This is a genomic window from Methanosphaerula subterraneus (assembly GCF_052055875.1).
In the GTDB taxonomy this organism is placed as follows: domain Archaea; phylum Halobacteriota; class Methanomicrobia; order Methanomicrobiales; family Methanospirillaceae; genus Methanosphaerula; species Methanosphaerula subterraneus.
In genome coordinates, this window is sequence record NZ_CP170508.1 from 2,298,900 (window position 1) to 2,325,437 (window position 26,538).

24 protein-coding genes are annotated in these 26,538 nt (G+C 58.1%); 3 read left to right on the forward strand and 21 right to left on the reverse strand.

Annotation, left to right across the window (positions count from 1 at the left end; genetic code table 11):
* Position 1 precedes the first annotated feature (1 nt).
* Positions 2-778, reverse strand: a complete 777-nt coding sequence (locus tag ACFKSJ_RS11295; protein ID WP_440949899.1) for a bifunctional fructose-bisphosphatase/inositol-phosphate phosphatase — start codon at positions 776-778, stop codon at positions 2-4.
* 95 nt (positions 779-873) lie between these two features.
* Between ACFKSJ_RS11295 and ACFKSJ_RS11300 the strand changes: the two genes are divergently transcribed.
* Positions 874-1,251: a translation initiation factor IF-5A gene (locus ACFKSJ_RS11300; RefSeq protein ID WP_440949900.1), complete on the forward strand. Its 378-nt coding sequence runs from the start codon at positions 874-876 to the stop codon at positions 1,249-1,251.
* Positions 1,252-1,273: 22 nt separating this feature from the next.
* Positions 1,274-2,137 carry an agmatinase gene (gene speB / locus ACFKSJ_RS11305; RefSeq protein ID WP_440949901.1) on the forward strand — a complete coding sequence of 288 codons (864 nt, stop codon included), beginning with the start codon at positions 1,274-1,276 and terminating at the stop codon, positions 2,135-2,137.
* Positions 2,138-2,210: 73 nt separating this feature from the next.
* On the opposite strand, the gene ACFKSJ_RS11310 is transcribed toward speB, so the two are convergent.
* The 19 genes from ACFKSJ_RS11310 to ACFKSJ_RS11400 form a co-directional block, all read right to left on the reverse strand.
* A complete protein-coding gene (locus tag ACFKSJ_RS11310; RefSeq protein ID WP_440949902.1) occupies positions 2,211-3,167 on the reverse strand; it encodes a methyltransferase domain-containing protein in 957 nt (318 codons plus the stop codon).
* Positions 3,168-3,183: 16 nt separating this feature from the next.
* Positions 3,184-4,371: an argininosuccinate synthase gene (locus tag ACFKSJ_RS11315; protein WP_440949903.1), complete on the reverse strand. Its 1,188-nt coding sequence runs from the start codon at positions 4,369-4,371 to the stop codon at positions 3,184-3,186.
* Positions 4,371-7,541, reverse strand: coding sequence for a carbamoyl-phosphate synthase large subunit (carB, locus tag ACFKSJ_RS11320; RefSeq protein WP_440949904.1), 3,171 nt, complete (start codon positions 7,539-7,541; stop codon positions 4,371-4,373). The genes ACFKSJ_RS11315 and carB overlap by 1 nt, the downstream gene beginning before the upstream one ends.
* Positions 7,541-8,596 (reverse strand): glutamine-hydrolyzing carbamoyl-phosphate synthase small subunit, encoded by a 1,056-nt coding sequence (gene carA / locus ACFKSJ_RS11325; protein WP_440949905.1) that lies wholly within the window; start codon positions 8,594-8,596, stop codon positions 7,541-7,543. The genes carB and carA overlap by 1 nt, the downstream gene beginning before the upstream one ends.
* A gap of 122 nt (positions 8,597-8,718) precedes the next feature.
* The gene (mtrH, locus tag ACFKSJ_RS11330; protein WP_440949906.1) at positions 8,719-9,738 is read right to left on the reverse strand and encodes a tetrahydromethanopterin S-methyltransferase subunit H; all 1,020 of its coding nucleotides are present in this window, start codon (positions 9,736-9,738) and stop codon (positions 8,719-8,721) included.
* Between the two features lie 15 nt (positions 9,739-9,753).
* Complete coding sequence (mtrA, locus tag ACFKSJ_RS11335; RefSeq protein WP_440949907.1) at positions 9,754-10,491, reverse strand: tetrahydromethanopterin S-methyltransferase subunit A; 738 nt, start codon at positions 10,489-10,491, stop codon at positions 9,754-9,756.
* A 10-nt stretch (positions 10,492-10,501) separates the two neighbouring features.
* Entirely contained in the window at positions 10,502-10,708 is a 207-nt protein-coding gene (locus ACFKSJ_RS11340; RefSeq protein WP_440949908.1) for a tetrahydromethanopterin S-methyltransferase subunit F, read from the reverse strand.
* Positions 10,709-10,714: 6 nt separating this feature from the next.
* Positions 10,715-11,437 carry a tetrahydromethanopterin S-methyltransferase subunit A gene (mtrA, locus tag ACFKSJ_RS11345; protein WP_440949909.1) on the reverse strand — a complete coding sequence of 241 codons (723 nt, stop codon included), beginning with the start codon at positions 11,435-11,437 and terminating at the stop codon, positions 10,715-10,717.
* 5 nt (positions 11,438-11,442) lie between these two features.
* Positions 11,443-11,733: a tetrahydromethanopterin S-methyltransferase subunit MtrB gene (mtrB, locus tag ACFKSJ_RS11350; RefSeq protein WP_440949910.1), complete on the reverse strand. Its 291-nt coding sequence runs from the start codon at positions 11,731-11,733 to the stop codon at positions 11,443-11,445.
* Complete coding sequence (gene mtrC, locus ACFKSJ_RS11355) at positions 11,733-12,584, reverse strand: tetrahydromethanopterin S-methyltransferase subunit MtrC (protein WP_440949911.1); 852 nt, start codon at positions 12,582-12,584, stop codon at positions 11,733-11,735. Before mtrC ends, mtrB begins: the two co-directional genes overlap by 1 nt.
* A gap of 9 nt (positions 12,585-12,593) precedes the next feature.
* Entirely contained in the window at positions 12,594-13,433 is an 840-nt protein-coding gene (gene mtrD, locus ACFKSJ_RS11360; RefSeq protein ID WP_440949912.1) for a tetrahydromethanopterin S-methyltransferase subunit D, read from the reverse strand.
* Positions 13,430-14,329: a tetrahydromethanopterin S-methyltransferase subunit E gene (mtrE, locus tag ACFKSJ_RS11365; protein WP_440949913.1), complete on the reverse strand. Its 900-nt coding sequence runs from the start codon at positions 14,327-14,329 to the stop codon at positions 13,430-13,432. Before mtrE ends, mtrD begins: the two co-directional genes overlap by 4 nt.
* Before the next feature lie 227 nt (positions 14,330-14,556).
* Entirely contained in the window at positions 14,557-16,239 is a 1,683-nt protein-coding gene (gene mcrA / locus ACFKSJ_RS11370; RefSeq protein WP_440949914.1) for a coenzyme-B sulfoethylthiotransferase subunit alpha, read from the reverse strand.
* A 5-nt stretch (positions 16,240-16,244) separates the two neighbouring features.
* A complete protein-coding gene (gene mcrG, locus ACFKSJ_RS11375; protein WP_440949915.1) occupies positions 16,245-17,009 on the reverse strand; it encodes a coenzyme-B sulfoethylthiotransferase subunit gamma in 765 nt (254 codons plus the stop codon).
* Positions 17,010-17,014: 5 nt separating this feature from the next.
* Positions 17,015-17,650 carry a methyl-coenzyme M reductase I operon protein C gene (gene mcrC, locus ACFKSJ_RS11380; protein WP_440949916.1) on the reverse strand — a complete coding sequence of 212 codons (636 nt, stop codon included), beginning with the start codon at positions 17,648-17,650 and terminating at the stop codon, positions 17,015-17,017.
* 2 nt (positions 17,651-17,652) lie between these two features.
* The gene (gene mcrD, locus ACFKSJ_RS11385) at positions 17,653-18,120 is read right to left on the reverse strand and encodes a methyl-coenzyme M reductase operon protein D (RefSeq protein ID WP_440949917.1); all 468 of its coding nucleotides are present in this window, start codon (positions 18,118-18,120) and stop codon (positions 17,653-17,655) included.
* A 20-nt stretch (positions 18,121-18,140) separates the two neighbouring features.
* Entirely contained in the window at positions 18,141-19,454 is a 1,314-nt protein-coding gene (gene mcrB, locus ACFKSJ_RS11390; protein WP_440949918.1) for a coenzyme-B sulfoethylthiotransferase subunit beta, read from the reverse strand.
* A 390-nt stretch (positions 19,455-19,844) separates the two neighbouring features.
* Positions 19,845-20,924 carry an ABC transporter ATP-binding protein gene (locus ACFKSJ_RS11395; protein ID WP_440949919.1) on the reverse strand — a complete coding sequence of 360 codons (1,080 nt, stop codon included), beginning with the start codon at positions 20,922-20,924 and terminating at the stop codon, positions 19,845-19,847.
* Positions 20,921-21,616 carry an ABC transporter permease gene (locus ACFKSJ_RS11400; protein ID WP_440949920.1) on the reverse strand — a complete coding sequence of 232 codons (696 nt, stop codon included), beginning with the start codon at positions 21,614-21,616 and terminating at the stop codon, positions 20,921-20,923. The genes ACFKSJ_RS11395 and ACFKSJ_RS11400 overlap by 4 nt, the downstream gene beginning before the upstream one ends.
* Positions 21,617-21,767: 151 nt before the next feature.
* On the opposite strand from ACFKSJ_RS11400, the gene ACFKSJ_RS11405 reads away from it, so the two are divergent.
* Positions 21,768-23,657: an extracellular solute-binding protein gene (locus ACFKSJ_RS11405; RefSeq protein ID WP_440949921.1), complete on the forward strand. Its 1,890-nt coding sequence runs from the start codon at positions 21,768-21,770 to the stop codon at positions 23,655-23,657.
* A 108-nt stretch (positions 23,658-23,765) separates the two neighbouring features.
* Here ACFKSJ_RS11405 and ACFKSJ_RS11410 read toward each other — a convergent pair whose 3' ends face one another.
* The gene (locus ACFKSJ_RS11410; protein ID WP_440949922.1) at positions 23,766-26,423 is read right to left on the reverse strand and encodes a PAS domain S-box protein; all 2,658 of its coding nucleotides are present in this window, start codon (positions 26,421-26,423) and stop codon (positions 23,766-23,768) included.
* Between the last annotated feature and the right edge of the window lie 115 nt (positions 26,424-26,538).

A 26,538-nucleotide genomic window follows, 5' to 3' on the forward strand; every position in this document is an offset into this window, starting at 1 on the left:
ATCATCTCAGGTATTCGATCACCTTGGGGTGGAGCACGCCGTTGGTTGCGACCAGACAGCGACCGATCGTTACCTCATCGGGGAAGTGGAGCGGGAGCCCGTCCCGGTCCGTGACCGTTCCGCCGGCCTCGGTGCAGACCAGGATCCCTGCAGCCGCATCGGTGACCCGAAGGGTGCCGCGGAGATCGATGAACCCGTCGAGCCGGCCACAACCGGTGTAACAGAGTTCGAGCGCCGATGCCCCGAGCAGCCGCCAGCGGCGGACGGTCCTGCCGAGTTCCATCACGTTCGCCGGATCGAACTTCCGCCCATAGATCGACATCGCGCTCGCTTCGAGGAGCGCGGTCGGCGAGGTGGTGACCGGTTCGCCATTATGGAAGGCCCCCTTTCCGAGCACCGCAGAGAAGGTCTCGTCATTGGCCAGGTCCCGGACAAATCCCTCCCTGACCACGCCCTCCTCGGCGTAGGCAATTGAGATCGCATAGAACGGGATCCCGGAGAGGGCGTTGTAGGTGCCGTCGACCGGGTCGAGGAAGATTGTCCCCTTCTCGCCGCCGATATCCATCTTGCCGCACTCCTCGCTGATCAGGGTTCTGCAGAGGCGGTGGGCGGTCAGATATTCGACGACCAGATCTTCGGCGATCTGATCGATCTTCTTGGTCGGGGTGCCATCGGCCCCCATCCTGATGAACTGATCCCCGTCCTCGGTATCGACGAGATCGGCGATCGCGGTCCCGACCAGTTCAGCCATCTCCTCACAAGCAGAAAGAAACTCCATGAAACCTCCGGTTTTTTATGGTATCCGTACGTCGTATTTATGTAATTCAATCAAGATAAATTATCACTGCAACTGATATATCGGGTGTTTTAAAGATGAAGGAACAGACAGAAGTTGGAAAGCTCAAGGACGGACGGTACGTGGTGGTCGATGACCAGCCATGCAAGATTCTCGCGATCAACACCTCGAAACCAGGCAAGCACGGTGCGGCCAAGGCACGTATCGATGTGGTCGGTATCTTTGACGGGGTCAAGCGTTCGATTGTTCAGCCGGTCTCGGCCAAGACGTACGTCCCGATCGTCGAACGGAAAGCAGCTCAGGTGCTCTCGATCAGTGGGGACATGGCCCAGCTGATGGACCTCAAGGAGTTCACGAACTTTGAGATCAAGATCACTGATGATAAGAAGGGCGATGTCGAGGTGGGGAAAGAGGTCACCTACATCGAATCGATGGGGATGCGGAAACTGGATTAATCAATACGGCTCTAGTAACCGTATGCAGAACGTCCTGAACTATCTCTTTGCTGATGCCGAGGCACTCTATGCCGACGCCCGGTATTGTATGCTCGGGGGGCCGTTTGACGGCACGACCTCGTACCGGCCGGGGACGCGTTTTGGTCCCCGGGCCATACGGGATGTTTCCTATAATTTTGAACCATATATCCCGGCCTTTGACCTGGACCTTGACCAGGTCCCGATCTGTGACCTTGGAGACCTCGACCTGTCGGTGGTCCCGGAGGAGGCGGTCGCTCAGGTCGCAGAGTCGATCGCAGATCTGGTCCGGGATCAGAAGGTTCCGATCTTTTTTGGTGGAGAGCACACGCTGACCGTCGGCGCGGTCAGGTCGGTGAAGCCCGACTGGTTCGTCGTCTGCGATGCCCATCTGGATCTCCGCGAGGAGTACCGCGGGGCGGTCTATAACCACGGGTGTACGACCAGGCTGGTCTACAACGAGGGGACGACCAACATCGTGATGATCGGTCAGCGGAGCGGCACCCGCGAGCAGTACGAGTTTGCGAAGGAGCTGATCCTCTACTCGTCGGACCAGGTGCGGAAGGACGGGATCGGCGCGGTGCTCGACGAGGTGCAACAGACGATCGGGGACCAGCGGGTCTACCTCTCGATCGATGCCGATGCGATCGACTGCTGTTACACCCCCGGCCTCGGCACCCCTGAACCGTTCGGGCTGACCCCGTACGATATCCGGGAGGTGGTGACCCGGCTCGCCCCGCAGGCCGTCGGGTTCGACTATGTCGAAGTCTGTCCGACCGACGACGGCCAGACGGCCGCGGTGGCCACCGAGCTGATCCGCCTCTTCATCGCGGCCCACTGGTGTGCCCGGAGAGCCGGCACCGACTGAGGTCTGGTGAGGGTAACCAGATTGGTCCCTCATCTCCTCTCAAAAAAAGGGTCTCCCGGTCGTCAACCGGGTATCACTTCTCTAAGACCAGGATCCGGCGGGTCAGCGACTTGTGCACCCGCTGCTCGTACTGGCCGAGGACGGTCAGGTACTCCTGCGCGATCGTTCCGATCGGTTGGTGCGTGACGATCACGGCCCGCCGGCCCGGTTTGAGGACCCGCCGGATCTCCTCGAGCGAGCCGGAGTATAACTTCTCCAGGCTCGGGGCGATGATCGGCACCGACTGCCCGTACGGCAGGTCGGAGACGACCGCGTCGACGGCGGCGGACCTGACCGGCAGGCAGGTCGCATCGCCGGCAAGCACCTCGGCTCCGGGCAGGTTCTGTCGGGAACCGATCAGCATCGCCCGGTCGGTGTCGGAGCCGTACGCCCGGATCCCGATCAGGTCGGCCTCGAGCATCGTCCCCCCGGTGCCGCAGAACGGGTCGTACAGGATCTCTCCTGGCTCGGCGAGCGAGAGGTTCACCAGTGTCCGGGCCATCCTCGGCATCATCACGCCAGGGTGAAAGAACGGTCGCCCGTATGGGTTGCGCAGGTCCATCGCCCTCCGGTCGATCCGGAGGAGGAGTTCGCCGCAGAAGCATCGGTCCCCCGAGAAGACCAGGTGGTACTCGTGGTCCGGGGCGGTGAGCGAGACCTTTCCGCCGATCAGACCGCCGGCGAACCGTTCGATCGTCGGCGGTTCCGCCTCGATAGGGGTGCCGCAGACCTTCTTCGCCCTGACCGCGAAGGTTCCGTCCGGTGACAGGTCAAGGTCGGCCAGCATCGATTTGACTGCGTCCAGCGTCGGCTCGCAGGTGGCGAGATACCTGAGCACCAGGTGGGTCTGGGCGAGCCGGGCCGTCTTCGCCGGGTCAGGACAATCCATTAAGGCCACCTGGGGCCAGAGGTCGGTGACCGTACCTGCGACCTCGAGCTCCTTCGCCGGGAGTATCGGATGTTCCCCTGAGAGGAGGCAGATCACCTTCATAAAAAGAGGGGGCGGGTCAGTCCCGCTTCTGGTTCATCAGGAGGCGGGCCTGAAGCCCGTAATACTTGGAGAACCCGACCGCATCGCACTGGTCCACCGTGGTGCTGTCGAAGGAGGCGTATTCGTCCGAGTAGAGCGTGTCAGGCGAGGACCTGCCGAGCACACGGACCGAGCCCTTGTACAGCTTCAGGTCGACGGTGCCGTTCACCCGTTCCTGGGTCTTGTCGATGAACGACGTCAGCGCCCAGTACAGCGGCTCGTAGATCAGTCCCATGTAGGCCAGTTCAGACCACTTGGCATCGATCATCTCCTTGAAGGCCAGTTCCTGCCTGGAGAGGACCAGCCCCTCCAGGTCGTGGTGGGCCACCAGCAGCACCGTCGCGGCCGGGTGCTCGTAGTTCTCCCGCGCCTTGAGACCGAGGATCCGGTCCTCCATCATGTCGTTCCTGCCGACGCCGTGTGCACCTGCCAGCGTGTTCAGGGCCCGGATCAGGTCGAGGCCGCTCATCGGCTCGTTGTTCAGCGCGATCGGCACCCCGTCCTTGAACTGGATACTGATCGTCGCCGGCGTCTCCGGGGCCGCTTCAGGGGAGACGGTCCAGTGGAAGATCTCTTCTGGAGGGTGGAAGGCCGGGTCTTCGAGTTTTCCCCCCTCGATCGAGCGAGACCAGCAGTTCTCGTCCACAGACCACGGCTTCTCCTTCACCACCGGCACCGGGATCTGCTTCTCCTGGGCGTACTGGATCTCCCACTCCCGGGTCAGGTTCAGCTCCCTGATCGGTGCCACCACCTCAAGGCCGGCACCATGGAAGATGAACTCGAACCTGAGCTGGTCGTTCCCTTTACCGGTGCAGCCATGGGCCACCGCTGTCGCCCCTTCGGCGCGTGCGATCTTCACAATCTCCTCGGCTATTAACGGCCTGGCCAGCGAGGTGCCCATTGGGTAGCCCTCGTACGACCCGTTCGCCTTGATCGAAGGGAAGAGGTGCTCGGCGACGAACCGGTCCTTCACATCGATCGTGTAGTGCTTGTCTGCGATCAGGTTCCCCTTCTGTGTGGCAGTGGAGATGTCCTCCTCGGTCTGTCCGACATCCACGGCCACCGTCACGACCCGGTCGTACCCGTAGCGCTCTTTCAACAGCGGCACACAGATGGAGGTGTCAAGCCCTCCAGAAAATGCTAAGATAATTGTTCCTTTTCCCATCATTCAACCTCCGAGAGGTAATGGCTGATCGGTTCCAGCGTGATCTTCTCCCGCTTGATCGCATCGATGGCCAGCGCTGCGGCCCGTGCGGCCTGCAGGGTCGTGATGTACGGGATCCCGTAGTCGACCGCTGCCCGCATGATCTGGTAATGGTCGAGCCGGGACTGCTTGTCCACCGGGGTGTTGATGATCAGCCTGATATCGCCCCGGCGCATCATGTCGATCACATTCGGGGACCCTTCCTGAACCTTTCTGACCAGGTTCGCCTCGATCCCTGCCTGCATCAGCGTCTCGACGGTCCCCTTCGTTCCAAAGAGGGTCAGCCCGAGGTCCCGGAGCTGACCCGCGATTCGCCTGACCTCCTCCTTCTGCTCGGTTGAGACCGAGATGAAGACGTTCCCTTCGATCGGGAGTTCGTTGTCTGCCGAGATGCAGGCCTTGTAGTAGGCCCGGCCAAAGTCGTAGTCGATCCCCATCACTTCGCCGGTGGATTTCATCTCAGGGCCGAGGACCGTGTCGACTCCGGGGAGCTTGTTGAACGGGAGGAGAACCTCCTTCACCGCGACATGCCGGAACGTCCGCTCCTGATAGCCAAGGTCCTTCAGTTTCTTCCCGATCATCACCTTCGCGGCCACCTTGGCCAGCGGGATCCCGGTCGCCTTGGAGACGAACGGGACGGTTCGGGACGCACGCGGGTTGGCCTCGAGGACGTAGACCACGTCGTCCTTCACCGCGAGCTGGATGTTCACGAGCCCCACGACGCCCAGGCCGAGGGCGATCTTCTTGGTATATTCCCTGACCCGTGCGAGCACTGAGTCAGAGAGGGACTGGGTCGGGATGACGCAGGCCGAATCGCCCGAGTGGACCCCGGCCTCCTCGATATGCTCCATGATCCCGCCGATCAGCACCTCGTCACCGTCACAGACCGCGTCCACGTCCAGCTCAATGGCATCCTGCAGGAACGAGTCGATCAGCACCGGGTGGCTCTTGCTGACCCGCATCGCCTCCTTCATGTACGACTCGAGCTCGACATTGTCGTGGACGATCTCCATCGCCCTTCCGCCGAGCACGTAACTGGGGCGGACCAGCACCGGGTAGCCGATCGCATTGGCCATGGCCAGCGCGGCCTCCTCAGAGTAGGCCGAGCTGTTCGGCGGCGACGGGATCTCCAGTTTGTCCAGCAGCTCGCTGAATCGGTCCCGGTCCTCGGCGATGTCCATCGCGTCAGGGGACGAGCCTAAGATAGCGGTTGGAAGCCCGAGTTTTCTGATCTCCTGCAGCAGCGGGAGGGCCAGGTTGACGGCGTTCTGTCCGCCGAACTGCACCATCACCCCGAAGTAGCCGTCCGTCTTTAAGATGTTCACGACATCCTCGAGCTGCATCGGTTCGAAGAAGAGCTGGTCCGAGGTGTCGAAGTCGGTCGAGACGGTCTCGGGGTTGTTGTTGACGATATGGACCTCGACTCCCTCCTCCCGGAGTGCCTTGACGGCATGGACGGTGCAGTAGTCGAACTCGATCCCCTGCCCGATCCGGATCGGTCCGGACCCGAGGATCAGCACCTTCTTCTTATCGTTCTTGACGATGTCGGTGTTCGTCCCAAAGGTCGAATAATAGTACGGGGTCGTGGCCGGGAATTCGGCCGCACAGGTGTCGACCATCTTGTAGACCGGGTCGCCGGCGACGGACCTGACCTCGTCAACCGGCCGGCCGGTCAGTTCACTGATCTCCTTCATCGAGAACCCAGCGGCTGCGGCCTCCCGGATCATGCGATCGGTCGGCTCGGCTGCCAGGGCCCGCTCGATCTTCACGATATTCTCCATCTTGTTGAGGAAGAACGGGTTGATCGAGGTGAGGGACGCGATCTCGTCCACGGTGAACCCCTCCCGGAACGCGTCGAAGATGCACCCGAACCGCTCGTCGGTCGGGCTGGTCAGGATCATCCTGATCTCGTTGTGATTGGTGTGGGTGTTGATATCGGTGTCGAGCGAGCGGAGCGCCTTCTTGAACCCCTCTTCGAGGGTCCGGCCGATGGCCATCACCTCGCCGGTGGACTTCATCGCGGTGGTCAGGGTCCGGTCGGCCCTGGTGAACTTGTCGAACGGCCAGCGTGGGACTTTGACGACCACGTAATCGATCGACGGCTCGAACGAGGCCGGAGTGCATCCGGTGACGGCGTTGGTGATCTCATCGAGGTTCATCCCGATGGCGATCTTGGCTGCGACCCGTGCAATCGGGTATCCGGTCGCCTTGGAGGCGAGGGCGGATGAACGGGAGACCCGGGGGTTCACCTCGATCACCCGGTAGTCGCCGTCCTGGAAGGCAAACTGGATGTTACACCCTCCCTGCACGTCGAGAGCCCTGATGATCTTGATCGAGGCAGACCTCATCATCTGGTACTCGTCGTCCCGCAGCGTCAGGATCGGGGCCACGACCACGCTCTCCCCGGTGTGGATCCCCATCGGATCGACGTTCTCCATCGAACAGATGATCACGCAGGTGTCCTTTGCATCCCGCATCACTTCGAACTCGAGTTCCTTCCAGCCCATCACGCTCTCTTCGATCAGGACCTGGTGGATCCGTGAGCGCTGCAACCCGATCTCAACGATCCGACGGAGTTCGTCGACGGTGTGGGCGATACCGCCACCGGCGCCGCCGAGGGTGTAGGCCGGCCTGATGATCACCGGCAAGCCGACCTTCTCGATCACCTCGCCGATCTGGTCGAGCTTGTTTAAGATCATGCTCCTGGGGACCGGCTCCCCGATCTTCTGCATCAGGTCCTTGAACTTCTCCCGGTCCTCGCCCTGGTAGATCGCCTCAAGTGGGGTGCCCAGGATCTCGACGTCCGCGAGGGCTCCGAGCTCTGCCAGTTCTGCGGTCAGGTTCAGACCGGTCTGCCCGCCCATCCCTGAGAGGATCCCGTCGGGTTTCTCCTTCTCGATGATCTTCGCGATGATCGGGGCCCGGAGGGGTTCGATATAGATCGTGTCCGCAGTTTCGGGATCGGTCTGGATCGTCGCAGGGTTGGAGTTGACCAGCACCACCTCGATCCCCTCTTCGCGGAGGGACTTGCATGCCTGCGATCCCGAGAAGTCGAACTCTGCGGCCTGCCCGATCTGGATCGGTCCCGACCCGATTAAGAGGACCTTCTTGATATCCGTGCGCCTCGGCATCAGGCCATCCTCCGCATGATCATATCAAAAAAGTGACATTCCGTATCCCGTGGGCCTCCATGGGCCTCGGGATGGAACTGAACGCAGGAGATACCCAGGTCAGGGGATTCGAATCCTTCCAGGGTTCCGTCGTTTAAGTTCGTATAACTACAGGCGCATCCCTCAGGGAGGGTATCCTGGTCCACGACAAAGCCGTGGTTCTGGGTGGTGATGAAGATCTTTCCATCCGAGTACCTCACCGGCTGGTTGGTGCCGCGGTGACCAAACTTCAATTTATGAGTCTCCGCCCCGAGGGCCAGTGCGGTCACCTGGTTACCCATACAGATCCCAAAGACTGGCATGGTTCCGATCAGGTCGGAGACGCATCGGATCGCCTCCCTGGCCTGGACCGGGTCGCCGGGACCGTTAGAGATGAGCAGGGCATCGGGTTCAAAGCCCTTGATCTCCTCGGCGGTCGTGTTGTACGGGAAGACCCCGATATCAGCTCCCCGCTTGTTCAGGCTGACGACCATGTGCCGTTTGATCCCGAGATCGATCACGGCGACCCGTCTCCCGGGCCCCGGGACTCTGTACGCATCCTTGCAGGAGACCTGCGGGATCAGAGCCTGGGTGGAGATAGGCGGAACGGCCCGTGCCAGGGCGATCGCATGCTCAGGGTCCCCGCTTCCGACGATCAGCGCAGCCCGGAGTGTCCCGTGCTGCCTGGTCTTGATCGTCAACGCCCTGGTGTCGACCCCTTCGATCCCAAGGAGCCCGTGCTCTTCGTAGTACCGCTTCAGTGACTGTCCAGTTGCCGGCTGATCGCAGATCTCCTGCGCCACGCAGCCGAGCGTCTGCACTGCCGGACTCTGGAAGTTCTTCTCATCGACCCCGTAGTTCCCGATCTGTGGGAACGTGAACATCAGGATCTGGCCGGCATAACTGGCATCCGTCAGCGCCTCCATATACCCGGTCATCTGGGTGGAGAAGACCAGTTCGCCGGCGCAGGTGCCCTCTGCTCCGAACCCCTCTCCTACCACATATGTCCCGTCTTCAAGCCCCAGAACCGCCTTCATGGATTTCCATAATACATGAGGCGCAGACCTTATTAACGGTACCGCAGGTGAGCTGTTCTGTTCATTTCTGAACCTGAATGATAATGGCCCGGGATGACCCTGAATACTCGATGAAAAAAGGATTAGATGAGTTTGAAGATTGGATGGTTCGGATCCTGGGTGTCGATACCGAGATCGCGAGCTGCCTCGAGGATCGTGATATCTGCATACGCCTGGGTCGTCAGCATCGGCTCCATGTTCTCGATAGGACCGAACATGATCAGGTCTGCCCCGAGGGTGCTTGCAATCAGGTTGCAGCCGATATCCGGTGCTGACCAGACTGCCTGCTTGAGGGCTTCCATGTCCTTTGCATAGTGCTTGAGCATCTGGTCCTTGAGTGCCGGCTTTCCATCATAGACGGTGCCGAGGTTCTTCTTCCAGCGGCGGAGCCAGGTCCATGAGACGGTCATGTTGTGGTATGCGCCACCGGTTGGGAGGCCGTAGATCCCCTTGCATGCAAGGATCTCACGGTACGACCCGCCTGAACCGAGACCGAGTGGTGTGGCTGCAGTATCAAGAATTGGCCTGGTGATCCCTGCATCCTCTGCGATCTGCATCATACCCTTGGTCTGCCCTGCGACACCACCCTCGCCGAGCACCTTCTGGCGCCCTGCGACTGACGGATCTGCCGGGTTGAATGCGAGCACAATGGCTGCATCGACGTCGCTCTTTGCGAGGACTTCGATCTCTTCCTGGCTGATCGAACCGTTGATCGAGTTGTAGATCGCACGGTTGGCGAGCCCGACTTCGGTGACGTACTTGGCTGCCTGCATACGTGCTGCAGGTGCCGAGGAGTCCATCAGGAATGCGGTCTTGTCATCGATCGATGCGAACCAGTCAAAGTAGGACTCGAGCGCCTCACCGAACTCACCGATGATCTGGATGAAGAAATGTATCCCCGTCTCGTCGGTCAGTTCCTGGCAGCGGTTCCAGAGTGCTTCAGCCTTTGGCTTGTCGATCGTACCCTTGTGGTCGTCGAGCACAATCTCGTGCTTGTTATAGAAGATCGATGCACCGAGAACGGTGGGGTATTCTCCAGGCTGCCCACCGATCTTGGTACCATTGAAATCCCAGACTTGCTGTTCTTTTTCAAATCTGAACATAGTATTACTCCTCTCTTAAACCATCACATTCAATTTGGGGAGCAGGACGAGCAGCATGATAAATACTGTCAGTCCAGCTACCAGTCCGTATAATATACCGATATCTCTCCCAACCTTGCGGCCTGCACGCTGGGCGATCTCTGCGTCCACGAACTCGATCTTCTTCTCGATTGCATCGAGCCTCTTCTCCATCTCAAGGAACTGGGGGTTCGCCCCGGCTGCTGCAACCTCGGCTGAGCCGCCTGCTTCCTTGACCTCGACGACCATGGCTTCAGCAGCGAACGCACCGGGGTCTTTTCCCTTCAGTTCGTTGATCTTTGCCTTGATGGTGCCAAGGTCCTCGCTCTCCATGATGTTGATGACTTCGACCTGTTCCTGGAAGCGCTTAATCGCCGCGTCATCGAGGTTCTCGATGAACGGGATAGCACCTTCAGAGCCAACGATCTTACCCTTGTCAACACCTGATGAGTGGAGCTGGCGGAGTGACTGTCCTGAGAGATGCCCCTTCACTTCTGTCCCGCAGAGCAGGATGAAGCGGATGTTTGGATTTGAGATGACGTTTGCTACGACCTTCTCAAGCCCGAGGTTCTCTGTCTTACAGGAACCGCATATTGCCGCCCCTGCATCGCAGATCCCCTGTTCATCGAGGTGCGAGCCCATGGTAATAACTGCAACCGGGCTGTTTGCATCCCCTGAATGGAAGTCGCCCTGGACGATTGGCCATCCACTGGCTGGTGATTTCTTATCTGCCATTCTCGATACCTCACATCAGTACTAATGCTGGTACCACAATCAGGACCAGTGCTACAAGCATCCCTGCTGCAAACCCGACAAGACCTGTGTCCATAATACCGGACTCAAGTTTGTTGGTCCTTGCAAGGATCTGCGACTTGTAGCGCATGTTTTCGACCATATTGTTTATGGCGACCATTCTGATGGGTCCAGCAGCCTTTGAGCCTTCTTCTGCCATATCAGATCACCCCATCAGCAAGAATCCAATCAGTGCGAATGAGACGATCAGACCGATCATCAGCCCTTCGACCTTGCCTGAGTAGACGCCTGCTGCATACCGGTCCCAGTACCCGATGTCGGTGATCATTTTTTCGATCACTTTCATCCTGGTGTGGACCAGCACAACTTCGCCTGAAAGCGGCTGTACTTCGCCGGTCGACTCTTCGGCCGCGCCGCCTGCTTCCTTGACCTCAACGACCATGGCTTCAGCAGCGAACGCACCGGGGTCTTTTCCCTTCAGTTCGTTGATCTTTGCCTTGATGGTGCCAAGATCCTCGCTCTCCATGATGTTGATGACTTCGACCTGTTCCTGGAAGCGCTTAATCGCCGCGTCATCGAGGTTCTCGATGAACGGGATAGCACCTTCAGAGCCAACGATCTTACCCTTGTCAACACCTGATGAGTGGAGCTGGCGGAGTGACTGTCCTGAGAGATGCCCCTTCACTTCTGTCCCGCAGAGCAGGATGAAGCGGATGTTCGGGTTTGAGATGACGTTTGCTACGACCTTCTCAAGCCCGAGGTTCTCTGTCTTACAGGAACCGCATATTGCCGCCCCTGCATCGCAGATCCCCTGTTCATCGAGGTGCGAGCCCATGGTAATAACTGCAACCGGGCTGTTTGCATCCCCTGAATGGAAGTCGCCCTGGACGATTGGCCATCCACTGGCTGGTGATTTCTTATCTGCCATTCTCTTCACCCCATCCTGATCAGCTGGAAGGCGATGATGCCTGCGAGGAATAGTCCGACTGCGATACCGTACCAGAAGGCTGTTATTCCTCCGGCGATCTTCAGCGTCTGCTCTCTACCCGGGAACGAGGATGAAAGCATCCCTTCTCCGGAGAGCATGTTCACCAGATCATCTGCGGCCGATTCGAGGATGGTGATCTGTTCGAGCACCGGTGCAAAGGACTCCCCTGCAGTGGTGACGATACCGACCAGCGGATCGACGACGAGGCCATATTCAGGCAGAACCTGGACGTACATTATGCCTCACTCTCCACTTCGAGGATCGGCTTTGAATCGAGCCATGCTGCTGCGTCGCGCCTTGAGAGTGCGAAGAACTGCGTGTAGGTGTAATACCAGCCGAGCAGTGAGATCAGCAGCGAGAGGACTGCAGCGCCGATGCCGATGAAGGCGAACGAGATGATGGCGACCATGATCATGCTGAGGAATCCGCACTCTGCGGTCAGCATCAGGGTCCTGTCCTGCTTCTCGTTCGGTCCGAGACATGCATTGAATCCATGCTGGAGTGCGATTGCACCGAGCATGAAGAGCACTGCGAGGACGCTTCCGCCGATCAGTGATGCATTGTATGCTGCAACCTGTGTGCCGAGCACGGTCATCGTGCCGGTGGTCAGTGCTGCCATCGAGAATCCGCCTGCTGCCATGGCACTGAATCCGAGCAGGACCAGTGAACCGACTGCCGCGAGTTCAGTGAGGGACTGAATCATCACAGGGATGCGCATGTTTAAGATGTTGTTTGAGATGAATCCAAGGATGGCGCCGACGATTGCGGCAATGATCAGTGCAAGGACCGGAGTCAGCATGCCGAACTTGGTTGCCATCAGCATACCGATCACACCGGAACCAAACGCGAGCATCCCTGCGGATGGGACACCAGTCCCGATACCGTAGCTGCAGAGCCGCTTGATGGTGCTGCTTCCCCAGATCAGGGCAGCGATTGCACCGAGCCCTCCAAAGAAGGAGAAAGCCTGCGTGCCCATCAGGGTGTTCAGGTAGGTGAGGTAGATCGCGATCAGCGAGCCGACAAGCCCATAGATCATGACCTTGTTGTGAGGAACTCCTCCCTCAGTTACTGTAATTTGTGCTGTCATGAGAACACCTCAGAAGTTCCCCATCACCACAAGCAGGATTGCAACCAGGCCACAGAGGGCTGATGCGATCATCGATGCTACGATTGCACGTGGGAACCGCTTGAACTTGGGGTCATGCGGTCCTTCGATGGTACCGGTGATGTTGTATGCTGCAAGCACAGAGTTCACCAGGAACATACCGACTGCGAAGATCCCTGCAAGAGAGACTGCGAGCGGCATGATCTGCTCAAGCTTTGCGTTGAAGAGCGTAGGAAGTGCCTGCTCATATACGCCTAAAAGCATCAGGTAGATCAGCGTGCCGCCGGCACCGCCGAAGAAACCACCGATGACACCGCCAACATACGAGATGAACGGCAGACCGTGTCCTTCAGTTCCCTGGGACTTGTAGGCTGCCTGCGAGTCGCCGGTCAGCGGGTCTTTTGCCACCTTTCCTGATGCTGCCGGGATACCCATCCCGTAGACATAGATTGCGTTCACCATCAGACAGGTGATGGCCATCATCATGGCACCGCCGACTCCGCCGGTGATCACTGCGATGACTGTTCCCTGTTCTGCTGCCCATGCACCGCCGAAGAGCCCTGCGAGCCCTGCACCAGCCGCCAGCATCGCAACACCTGTTGCAATACCCGGGGCCTGGCCCATGGCTGCCGGCGCTCCGCCGACTGGCACGAAGTGAACACCAAAACCGATCAGCACGCCGCCGACTACGATTCCGATCAGAGCGTAGAACGCGCTGATTGGTCCGAGTACGAACATCAGGCCGAGCATGATGATGAGCAGAACGAGCCCGATCAGTGTTGAGGGCATGTCCATGCTTGCTGGACCGCCTTTTGCTGCAATTGCGCTCATGCGGTCGTCTCCTCTGTGGTGTATGGTCCGTAGTTCTTCCGTGCCCAGACTTCGATATACCGGTCAACGACTGTGAAGACCAGGATCAGGATGATACCGACGACGATGGCACCCCAGCCTCCGCTGACCTTCTCGAAGATGACCGTTCTCCAGAGTTCAAGGAAGACGATCAGTCCGAAACAGATACCGGATGCGGGGCCGCCGAGCTTCGACGAGAACCAGCCGTTGTCGAGTGAGTTCCGCTGTCCTGCTTCAGCATACCGGACAATGTTTCCTGATGCTGATATTGGGACACCGGCACCGAACTTCTGGTTCTGGTACTGGCGCTCCTTTCCATAGAATGGGTTGCCGGTTGCAGACCCTGCTGCACCGAGTGCGATACCCCAGACAAGGCCGAGGAGCGGGAGCGGGAACGGATGCCCGAGTGATGCGTTCATAAGATAGCAGAGCGACACCGTGGTGAAGATCGCCACAAATGCGTGTGCCATCGTGACCGAGGTCATCGACTTTAAGATATCGATGTACACCGGCTGTCCAAACTTTGCTAAACTTGCAGTCCTGCCCAAGTAGGCAGTCGTCGCATACACGCCCTGGACGAATGTCGCCAGTGCGCAGCCGAGGATGATTGCAAGAATCGGATTGAACTGCATTACCAAAAATGCCCATGCTATACCTGCGCCGAGAGCGCACCATAGACCGTATGCGGGGGGTTCACCTGCCACTGCTTTGTTAAAGATGCGGTGAATGAATCCCATCTGCGGCGCGAGCTGAACCTGTGAATTCGGGTCTCCCTGTGAGCCGATATCAGATTCAACATCTTCCGCAGCACCGGCTACGGTAGCAAGAGCTCCTGCCAATGCAGTGATTCCAATGCCAAATACTATGTTGTCTACCATTTAGCCTCCTCCCGTGCTTAGTAAGATGCATGAGAGTATTCGAATTGCTAGCCACTTACGTTGAGTACAAACCCTTTGTGGTTCAGTAAACAGTTGTTGAGTGTTTAATTAAAGGTTTCGAAAAGTGGCGGGAAAATTACGTTTCCGAGCGTAATTATGAAAAAGCGAACAGAATAACTGTTTTATTATGGAAAATTTTCGTTAAGGAAAAAAAAATTGTGTTGGGTTTACCGTGCAGGGATGATCAGTGAGCGCTCGCCTGCTGGCATGAACTCGCGGATTGCTCCCTTGGCGAATTCACGGCGTGGCTCAGAGAAGTCAAACTGCAGGGATGGGTCTGCGAACGTGATCTTGATCAGCGGGTTCAGAACCCATGCATCGCCGCGGCCGAAGTGGGCACCACCGGAGATAGCTGCATACTCTCCCTGGTGACCGACGTTCATTGCATAGTTTGGATAGTTTGGTCCACGGAGTTCACCGAGGAGACCTTCATCCGGTCTGATCGACATCGAGTTTGCTGAACCACACTGGTCCTGCAGGTCGTAGCCGAAGAAACCAAGACGTGACCATCCTTCCTTGTGCATGAGCATCGAGAGGTACCATCCGTTCAGACCGGCATTGGAGTTCCCGGTACCGATTGAAGCGGTCAGACCTGACGCTGCTGCAATGACACTGGCACGCTGGGAACCGCCGAAGTGGTCCTCCATCATGGTTGGGAACTGCTCGTACTGCTCCATGGCGTTCAGCGTGACCTCGGTTGCGAGGTCGTTGACGACCTCCTGGGTTGCTGGTGCCTGTGAGTAGCCGCCGTACTTCGACTTGAGGTAGTCCATACCATAGTAGACGAACTCGTCGAGGATGTTGTCGGTGTATGCTGCGGTTGCATACTGGGTGAACCCGACACCACCGGACATGTAGGATCCGAGCCAGATCTGGTCGAAGAGCATCGTTCCTGCACCGACAACCTCGAGGGCTGCCTTTGCGGGGTCGTTCGGATACTTGCGGTCTGCCTGGATCATATCACAGAAGTTACCGAACTTGATACCACCTGGTTCGTTCGGGCCACGTGCACGGCGAGCTGGCAGGATGTCGGCCATCTGGATGACGCCGGCGTGCTTGGCTGCGTACGAAAGGTCAGCGACTGCTGCCTCACCGGCGCACATTCTGTACGCTGCGATGAAGGACATACCGATCTGCATGGCAGACCATCTGGAGGTGGTCCCACCGTCGCAGGTACGGGAGACGGTCGTTGGGATGTGAACCGCCTGGAACATCGACTTGCCGACTGCTTCTTTCAGCTTGGCTGCTGACTTCGCCGGGAAGAGCTTCTCGATGTTGAGGAGGAACTGGGGCTCGATCTGGTCGGCGACTTCGTCGTCACCGGTGAAGACCTTGACGTAGCAGTCTGATACGAGTGCTGGGTGGGTCTCGACCATGTGCTCCTGGACCACGGCTGCGCCTGGCATTGCGTGGTTGAGGATGTGCAGGTACTCGTTGATCGTCTCAGGAGTGACTTCCTTACCGAGACGCTTCTGGAGTGTGTTGTGGGCCAGGTCCATGCCGACGATGATCGTCCGGCGGATGTCGTCCCACATCTGCTGCATGGCAGCGTTGTTGACGAAGTGCAGGTCGTCGCCCTCGACGAAGGTGCCGGTTCCGCTGACCTCGTAGGTCATCAGCTGGCGCTGACCGAGAGGGATACCACCGAGGTGACAGCGCTTGGGGTCGTACTGGCTGATCCCACGCTCCATCTCTACCTTCTTACCTTCCTTCATGAACTCTCTCTTCCGCTCGGACTGCTCAAGTCCTGCACGTGCAAAGTGAGTGTTTGATCCTGCCGGGTCCTCTCCTGCGAACTTCTCCTTGAGTGCCTTCAGGAAGAGCTTCTGTGATCTCTCAATTTTTGCCATGTTATTCACTCCTTTGGCATGAAGCCATACTTTGTCCTCAGCGAGTGGATCCGCTGAACATACTCCACGTACTCTGCATCGTCACGGAACGCGACGCCGTCGAGGGAGTGGAAGATCGTGCTGTGTGCCTTGAGCCACTTCTCGTCCATCGGCTTGCCGACTGAGACTGCGCGGTCGAGTGGTTCCCCGATCTGGTTCTTCACGTACTTGACAACGCCGTCCTTCTTGTCGAGGACACAGCGCTGGAGCATGTCGAACATCATGCCGTCTTCATCGAGACGGAGCGAGTGACCGTGGACGGTTGCACCCCTGATGCCGACGCGGGCTGGGTCGAAGAGTTCGGTGTTGAGCAGTTCCTTTGCGTACTTTTCGAGGTCACGCTCACGGCACTCGACGATCTGTCGGCCTGAGAGTGTACCTGGGTCGATTGCACGGAAGCGGTACATCTCGAGGTAGGTCCGCTCGTACGGCTGGCTTGGTGCGTTGAACATCGAGTCTGCGAACTGGATGTACCGGACGCGGTCGCCGGCCTTTGCACCCTCGGTTGGGGTGACCATCTTTCTGACCGGGCAGTTTGGTTCCTGCTGCTCTGCCAGTGGGGGGTGTGCTGTTGGGTATGCCGAGCCTGGTGCACGGTGTCCCATAATCATTACAATGTCCTCATCCGTGATGTCACGGACTTTTTCCAGCTTGTGTCCTGGGTCCATGTATTTGCGCCTGTTATCGGCGATAGTAGATGAACCTGGTCCATACTGTGGTTTGTATGCCATGTTGATTACTCCGATTTGGTTGGGTTTTTCATCAATCTCATTACTTCTCTGACGACATCTGCCATCTTCTCTCGTGTCGGTGTCTGCCCGCGGGTGACGCCTGATACGATCGCCATGACCGTTCCCTTTGTCCTGATCTTATCAGGAGGGGGCATCACCAGTGCGGTCTTTACGCCTTCCTTAGCCAGGTCTTCAAAGTCGATGGGGGCCTGTGAGACCACCACTGCAGGGATGTTGCAGTACTGCAGGATATATCTGACCTTCTGCACCACGTGGGACCGTACGTTCCCGTGGTGCAGGATCGCGACCTTGTGTCGTTCGATCTGCCTGATCTCCTTCTCAGTCAGGCCGAAGTAGGCACCGAGCACCCCGCCTGCGATGCTCGGTGCATCTGGCGGTACTCCACTGCCTGCGTTTAAGATCAGGGTACTGATGCTGTACTCGACACCCTGCTGCCGAAGCGCAGAGGTGATATCACAGACCGGTTTGGTGACATGTCGACGTCCAGGGGACATGCCGACGACGATCACGTCAGGGTACCGGCACTCGGAGATGGTTCCACGCTGGGCCATTCCTCCGCCTTTTCCCATCCCCATCGCCTCGCGGCAGTCCACAACCTGGGTCACACGTCCCATCGGCATGATTACGTTCCCTGTACAATGACCGGACCTTTCCGGCTCTTTGGGTCAGCAAGTCCAAGCAGCAACTCGTCCGTTTCAGGACCGTACTTTGCATAGTCGGAGGTCGAGGCCTGGGTCTTCATGAACCTGCCTTCCTTTATGCTGTACGTGAACTGTGTGAAGACCTCTTCGCATGCCGCCTTGATCTGCGGCAGTGCATTCCGATCTTCCAGTTCCATGTCGATGATCCCGACATGGACTGTGAGCTCCACAGGCTGTTCTCCGACCATGATCGTGCCCCGCATCGAATGGGGGTTTGGTGCCCCCCGGGCGGGGCCGTATGGTACGGCCGGCGGAATCGAGGACCCTTTGATCAGGATCTTTCTGATGGACTCTATCGTAACCAGCAGGTTCAGGAGCCGTTCAACTGTACCGGGGTTGAGGAGACGTTCCGGGACGACCCTGCACTGAGGATATATGGCTTCTGTCATTGGTTTCCACGCGAGAAAACTCAGATGCTCTTTGCGATGGTCTGCATCGGGGTCTTGAACTCAGGCAGCTGGCCGAAGGTGTCCTGGTAGATCTTTGCGGTGCCTTCTGGGGTGAACATCTGTGTTCCCGCATCAAGTGCACATGCAGAGACGATACAGGGCATACCGAATCCGGCTGCGTGTCTGGTCACGACGTGGTTCCCGTTGAAGATACCTGGACCGCCACCACCGTAGATCGAGTGGCTGAAGAATGAGAAACCGACGGCAACACCCATCACACGACCGTAGTCGCAGCCTGGGAGACCGGTCTCATGCTCGAGCAGGTCGTTGAAGTACAGCAGTGTCGAGGAGACTGCCTGTGCGAACCGTCCTGCACCACAGTTGACCATAGTTGCTGCAAGCGTACCTGCTGCTGTGTAGGCGTTCCAGAGCATTGGGTCCTTGGTGTCGTAGAAGATGTACCCGCTCTTGCCCTTCTTGCCTGGGGTGATGACCTTGTCTTCAAGGGCCCGCTCGACAAGCGACTGGACGACTGTACCGACAGTGCCTGTTGCACCGTTCTTCTTTACGAGGTCGTAGACGATGTTGTTTGCATTGAGCCCCTGGTATGCGTATGCCAGCAGCTGTGCACGCTCGAATGGGCCGATTGCCATACCCATCTCGAACTCTCCTGCCTGTTCGAAGGTTGAAGCGAGTGCTGCGCCCTGGAATGCGTTCCGGTGGGTCATCATCACAGACTGGTTTGCCGCAACATTACGGAGCGAGAAACCGAGACCTTCGTTGTTCTGTGGAATGGACAGGATCGAAACGACGTTTGCGCCCTGCATGTCCATCGTCTGTGGGTAGGTTCCCCAGACTGCTGCCTTGACCACCGAGGCGTCGAACATCCCGATGTTGTACTGGTCGAGCAGTGCAAGGGTGGTCGCTGATGCCACTGAGGTGATCGCTGCATCGTAGGTCGATGCGGAGGCGAGCCGTGCGCTCGGAACCTCGACCATCAGCATCTTGCCGTTGCCGACGGTTCTGATCTGGGTGTCGTCGCCCTCTTCGACCTGGATCATTGCCTTGATCCTGTCTGAGAGTGCTCCGTGGTCCTTGACGATGTCATACTCTAATGAGCGTCCAAGGATCTGGTTGGCCTTGCCACCGAGCTTTCCGGACTTCAGTCCTTCCTGAATTCCATTCAGGTTGACAGCGATTGTTCGCTTGGTCAGGTCGATGATCTTCTTGATCCCCGGGTTGACCAGGGGGCTGATCTTTTCGAGGGTGACCCCGCTCTTTAACAGTTTGCCCTCATCATCATAGAGGTCAATTGTTTCCGTATATTTTGCCATAATATTCCTCCCTTTCAAAGTTCTAATTCAATTCTTTCCTGTAACTGAATAATGGAAGGCACTCTACAGGTTCACTGAGTGTGAATGATTGTCACTAATTGCACGTCCCCTCATGGGAACATGGATTTATTCTAATTCCCTTCATATAAGGATGTCGTTTTCTCTCTGGTCGTTTTTATTATATAATTATTTAAATAATAAATATTCGAACTGTTCTATTCAAATATAGGTACTATTGTAGGTTTCAGAGAAATGCCGCGTATGAAATATTCATATAAGAGTGTGATTTAGTGTATTTTTCTATGATAAATATTTCGAACATCCTGTGCGCTCCCGAATGGTCCGCTCAGTTGGGCGGGAATCAGGGAGCGCACCGAATTTGCACCGAATTCATGGTTTCATAATGAGGTGCGCGGCACTTGCCTTGAATCTGGCCGTGACGACGTTTCCAATGACCAGGTGCATCTCCCTGCAGGATGCCCTTGTGATCAATGCTGTGATCGGCACTCCGTTGCAGTCTATAGCGACCCTGACCAGCGGCCCGAGGGGAAGGAGTCTGGTGATGGTCCCGCTCATCTGGTTGCGAGCGCTTCCATCCGGTTCCTGATCTCGGGTCAGTGTCACCTCCTCAGACCTGATGCTGAGGATGGCTGGCCCCCGGTACCTATCGGATGCAATCGCCTGCAGGTGATAGCCTGCCACAACAACGTCGGCAAGCCCGTCGGTGATCTCTACCACAGTCCCTTTCAACAGGTTCTCGATGCCGGTGAAGGCCGCGACTTCGGGGGTGGCGGGGGAGAAGAAGATCTCGTCCGGGGTGCCGGTCTGGACCAGTCTCCCGTCGATCATCACCCCGATCCGATCGCAGAGCCGCTGCCCCTGCACCATGTCATGGGTGGCCAGCACGATGGTGGTCTTCTCCACGGTGGCCAGGTGTCGGATCAGATCCTCGATGACGGCCGTGGAGTGCGGGTCGAGGTTGGCGGTCGGCTCGTCCATGAAGAGGACTGCTGGCCCGGTCACTGCTGCGCGTGCGATCGCGATACGCTGCAGTTCCCCGCCAGAGAGGGTCGAGGCGATCCGATCTTCGTAGCCCTCGAGTCTGACCAGTTTGAGCATCCTTTTGACCTCCTCCTCGATCAGCGAGCGCTCTACCCCGCGGAACCGGAGACCAGCACCGATGTTCTCTCTGACGGTCCCTGAGAAGACCGCCGGCCGCTGAAAGACCATTCCCATCTGCCTGATCACCTGCAGCTGCCCATGTCCCCTGGCCGGCACCGCCACGCCGTCGAGAGCGACCGCTCCGGCAGTTGGGGTTTCGATCAGGTCGAGGAGCCGGAGGAGCGTGGACTTGCCCGATCCGCTCGGTCCGATGATCCCGAAGATCTCCCCCTTCTGTACTGAAAGGGAGACCTGGTCCAGTGCGGTCCGGTCGCCGTACTTTCTGGTGAGGGAGGTGGCGGTGATCATGTGTTTCCCTCCCCCTGCACATACGAGACGAAGAGGTTGACGGCGAGCGCGATGAGGAGCAGGATCACGCCCAGAGCGATCGAAAACCCAATGTTCCCCATCGAGGTCTCCAGGCTGATCGCGGTCGTCAGCACCCTCGTCGACCCCCTGATGTTGCCGCCGATCATGATGGCGCACCCGACCTCGGAGATCGCCCGTCCGAACCCGAGGGCGATCGCGGCCAGAAGGGCAAACTTGGCCTCCTTCATCACCATCCAGAGGAGCTGACGCCTGGTCGCACCGAGTGATACGAGCGTCTCATGGACCCCGCGGTCCACGTTGGCGAGGGCCGAGAGGGTCATCCCGGTGACGATCGGGAGGATCAGCAGCACGTCCCCGATCACCATGCCGGCAGGGGTGAAGAGGAGGCGGAACTGGCCCAGAGGTCCGGCACGGGAGATGAGCAGAAAGAGGAGGAGCCCGATCGTGACAGTCGGCACGGCGTACAGCGTCTGGATGATCTGGATTATGCCCCTCTTTCCCGGAAAGGTGTTCGTTGCAATCATGCCGCCGAGGGGTACGGCAATGGCCGCCCCGACCAGTGTGGCTACGATCGAGATGGAGATGGTCAGTCCGGTGATCTCCATCACGTCCGGGTTCAGGGTGGTGATCAGGCCCGCAGCCTGGACAATGCCGTCGATGATCTCCTGCATGCTCTCACATCTTCTCGCCTGCCGTTCAGATAAATTGTGGTGCTCCTCCGTGCTGGAATCGGCAGAACAGTCAATTATATGTATTTAACTCCGGGGTGCGTCTGTAGAACACATAAATAGGTGCCTGTCGAGGTAATTACTGGTAATATCCATGTCAGAACGAACCACCACATGCTGCATCGCCCTGGTTGTGCTGCTGCTGGCCAGTCTCTGCATCGCAGGATGCACGACCCAGCAGGCTGCCAACGGAACCGCAGCCAATGTAACCACTTCGTCCAATGCCTCATCTCCTGCGCAGGAGCTGCTGGTCGCGACGACGACGAGCCTGTACGATACCGGGCTCCTCGACTACCTTGCACCGATCTATGAAAAGCAGTACAACACCCACCTGAAGATCACCTCGCAGGGGTCTGGAAAGGCCATCGAACTGGCCAAGCGCGGGGATGCAGATGTGCTGCTGGTCCACTCGCCTGCAGATGAGATTGTCTTCATGGAGAATGGGAATGGTGTCAACCGGCGCTCGTTTGCGTACAACTACTTCCAGATCGTAGGCCCGGCCAGCGATCCTGCCCAGATCAAGGGTCTCTCGCCTGAGGACGCGTTCAAGAAGCTCATCGCGGCCGGCGCGAACAACACCGCCAATGTCGCCTTCGTCTCGCGTGGTGATGGATCCGGAACCCACTCTGCAGAGAAGAAGGTCTGGAAGAATGCCGGCTTTGACTATGTCACCCAGGTCGAGAAGTCCGGGAACTGGTATGTCGAGGCAGGTAAGGGGATGGGCGAGACCCTCCAGATGGCCGACCAGAAACAGGCCTACACTCTGACTGACGAGGGGACGTTCCTCGCCTACAAGGGGAACCTGACCATCGTTCCGGTGATCACCAGCGGGGCCAGCCTGCTCAACATCTACAGCGTGATGTCGGTGGTGCCGAAGAACAATGCGACGGCCAGCATCAGCGCTGCCAACACCTTTGCAACGTTCCTGACCGATAACACCACCCAGCAGTTGATCGCCGACTTCGGGAAGGAGAAGTACGGCAAAGGACTCTTCTCCCCGATGAACGCGACCATGGCCAAGACCTTCAAGGTCGACAACTCGGCCCCCATAAATGCGACCGTTCCGATGATCGTCTTCCACGCCGGCTCCCTCGCGACCCCGTTCAAGACCATCAAATCGGTCTTTGAGAAGAGCACCACCGGCGCAGAGGCCGAACTCTTCAGCGGCTCCTCGATCACGATGATCGAGAAGGTGACCAAGAACGGCGAGAAGGCCGACGTCGTCGCCAGTGCAGACGCCGACCAGATCTCCCGGCTGATGGTCCCTGACAACGCCTCGTTCACCCTGAACTTCGCGCGGAACGCGATGGTCCTCGCCTACACCAACAACAGCACCGGCGCAGCCACCATCACGAAAGAGAACTGGTACTCGGTGCTGAGCCAGGACAATGTCAAACTCGTCACCGGTGAACCGAGCTCCGACCCCGGGGGTTACCGTGCCTACATGACGCTGGTCCTCGCCGAGTCGTACTACAAGGTCCCCGACCTCTTCAAGAAGGTCGTCAGCGACCACAGCGCGATCACCGTGAACAAGACCGGAACCAACACCACCATCGATCTCTCCGCCCCGAAGCCGGACAACAAGAATCTGCTGATCCCGACCGCCACCGGCCCGACCTACATGGACCTCCTTAAGAGCGGTAAGGCCGACTACGCCCTGGTCTACCGGTCGAGCGCAGTCGACGGCGGAGTCCCGTACATCGAGCTTCCGGACGAGATCTCGCTGGCGAACCTGAGCATGAGCAGCGCATACGCCTCGGTGCAGGCGAAGACCCCATCAGGTCTGATCCCTGCCACGCCGATCGTCTATGGTGTGACGATTCCGACAAAGGCGGCACACCCCGACCTGGGTGCTGCGTACATCAAGGCGCTCGCCTCAGAACAGGGCGCAGCAGCCCTGAACAAGAGTGGGTTGACCCCCTTGACCCCGATGACGGCGACCGGCACGGTGCCGGACTCCCTGAAGTCGCTGGTCAGCAGTTGATCCACCCAACTTTTTCAACCTATTTTTGAACGTTTTTGATTGGATCGCCCCTGGAGCCGGGACATAAAAAGTGAACTGCATCTGGGGTGAGGCCTGTGACCCGGAGTCTCACCGATGGTGTGGGCCGGCATCTCCCTGCATGCGGTACATCCCCCGGGGAATCACTATCTCGAACCGTGCCCCCTTCCCGGATTCACCGATCTCGTGGATCGCGATGCCAGTGATCGAGAGGATCTCACGGGCGAGGAAGAGGCCGAGGCCGGTGTTCTCCCCAAACCCCCGCCGGAAGATCTTCTCCTTCTCCTCTGGTCGGATGCCATCGCCATCGTCTTCGCATACCACAACCAGATTCCCATCCCGGTCCAGGACAGAGAACTCAATCATTGTGGCCTCCTCTCCGAAACGGGCGGCATTCTCCATCAGATTATAAAAGACCTTCACAATGAGGGGATCGGCGAGCACCTCTGCAGAATCCGGGAGATCGATCGTCAGCCCGAGGTCTCCGAGTGGGGCTTCCCTGCCCGCTCTCCTGATGACGGCCCTGATTTTCTGCCAGGTCGGGGCCGTGATCCCGATCTCCTCGTACTCGCCCGTGAACCGGATCATCGCGGAGATTCGCTCAGCAGCCGCTGTGACCTTCTGGAGACTCGCATCCTGGGTAGTGTCCGCCCAGTCCTCCTGGAGGATTCCGAGGTGTCCCATCAATACCATCATCTGGTTGTTGATGTCATGCCTGGTGACGCCGGAGAGGAGCCTGAGTTTCCGGTTTGCCTGCTGCAGGGCAACCTCAACCTGTTTCCGCTCGGTGATGTCCCGGCAGATGAAGACCATCCCATATGGCCTCCCATCGGGCATCCGGAGTACATCGCCGTTCACTTCAAGCAGGATCTGGGTGCCATCGCCCTTGAAGAAGTGGTACTCCACAGGACCGAGTTTTCGCTCAAACATCAGCCTGGCGTTCTCTGCTACCCGGGGAAGATCCTCGGGGGCAAAGAACGAGAACACGTTCTTTCCGATCAGGTCTTCCGGCCCGGCATAGCCGCCAACGGTGACCACAGAGTCATTGATGGCCACGACTGTCCCGTCGATCGCTGTCTGCACGACGATATCCGGGATGGTTGCGATCAGTTTGCTGTGCAGTTCTCCGCTCTCACGTAGAGCCTCTTCGGTCTCTCGGCGTACGGTGACATCCCGGAAGGAGAGGAGCATGGCCGGTGCCGACCTATAGGAGATCTTTTTTCCGATGCATTCGACCCAGCGCTCGCTCATTATTAGGGTGTGAATCTTGAACGATATCAGAAAACTGTCGCTGCCGGCCGCGACCTGCGTAAAAGCCTGGACCGCATCAGCCCGGGACGTTTCTGTTATAAAGTCGAGTACTCTGCATCTTCCAACCAGATCCTGGTACTGTTCACATTCGATGATCTCTCCGAACGTGGGGTTCGCATAGAGAAGCCTGCCAGAGAGATCGACGATGATGATGCCCTCGAGTGATTGTTCGACCAGTGATCGAAATTTCTCTTCGCTCTCCTGAAGTCCCTGCTCGGCCATCTTGCGCTTGCTGATGTCGAGGATGACGCCCCGCAGTCCGGTGCAGGCCCCGTTCATCTGGTTCTTTATCGTGTTGGCGTATACGATGGCAGGGAATGTCCCCCCGTCTTTCCGCTGCAGGGTGAATTCCATTCCTTCCCGCGACAGTTCCCCTGTCAGCACCTGCGAAAGGACTTCCAGTCCCCGCTGCCGTTCATCTTTTTGGATGAGATCGATGACCGTGATCCCCTGTCGGCACTCGTCGGATGAGTACCCGAAGACCGCAGATACCGCCCTGTTGTAGAAGGTCAGGGTTCCTGTCAGGTCTGTCTCGCATGCCGGTACCGGGAGGAAATCTGAGAATTCCCTGAACCGTTCTTCGCTCTGTACCAGTTGTTCAATGCTGATCTTCAGGAGATCGTTCTGCTCCTGCAGTTCCCGTTCAGCAGCGGCGATCCGTTCATAAGCGGTCCGCAGGTCTTCGTCTGCCTTCTTTCGTGCGGTGTTGTCGACGATCGTCTCCAGCAGGCAGGTCCGGCCCTGGTAATTGAAGGGGACCACATTTCTCATGATGGCTACCCTCTCGCCCCGGGCCGTCAGCACCATATCTTCTGCATTCTCGATGCTCTGATGCAGGTCGGTAACCGGGCAAAGATCTGCCTTATCCGAGCAGATATACTGATGGCAGGGCTGGTGAAGTATCCGGTCCCTGGTCGATCCGAGAATCCCGGCTGCTGCGGGGTTGAGGTCGATGATCTGATGCGTCTCTGCATCGATGATAAGGATCCCCTCCAGTACTGAGGAGAAGATCTGGTCGAGATAATTTCTGTTGCCGGCGAGTGCCTCCCCCACCCGCCTGCGTTCGATCGCTCTCTTGATCTTATGTGCAAGATCAGCGAACTGTGCCCGGATGTCACCCCCTTTCTGGACATAGAAATCGACCCCGCAGTTGATCGCCTCGATCACCACGTCCTCGCGTCCCCTGCCGGTGAAGAGAATGAAGGGAATGTCGCTATCTTTTGAACGGACCTCTTTTAAGAGACCGATGCCATCCATCTCCGGCATCTGATAGTCCGATATGATGGCATCGAACGCCTCTTGCCTGAGGAGATCCAGGGCCGCAGAGGCTGAATCGATGGTTACAACAGAAAACTCCCCGGACTCCTCAAGGAAGAGCCTTCCTATGTCAAGAAGACCTGGCTCGTCGTCGACATAGAGGAGTGAGTACACTATCATTTTTGGAAAGGTGAGGGAAAATAGGTTTCTATGGGCGGGTATTCAGAGAATAGGTGCTGTCTTTTGGTGGTGACCGACCCTGACCGCCTTCTTGACTCCCAGTCAGGCCGGCGGT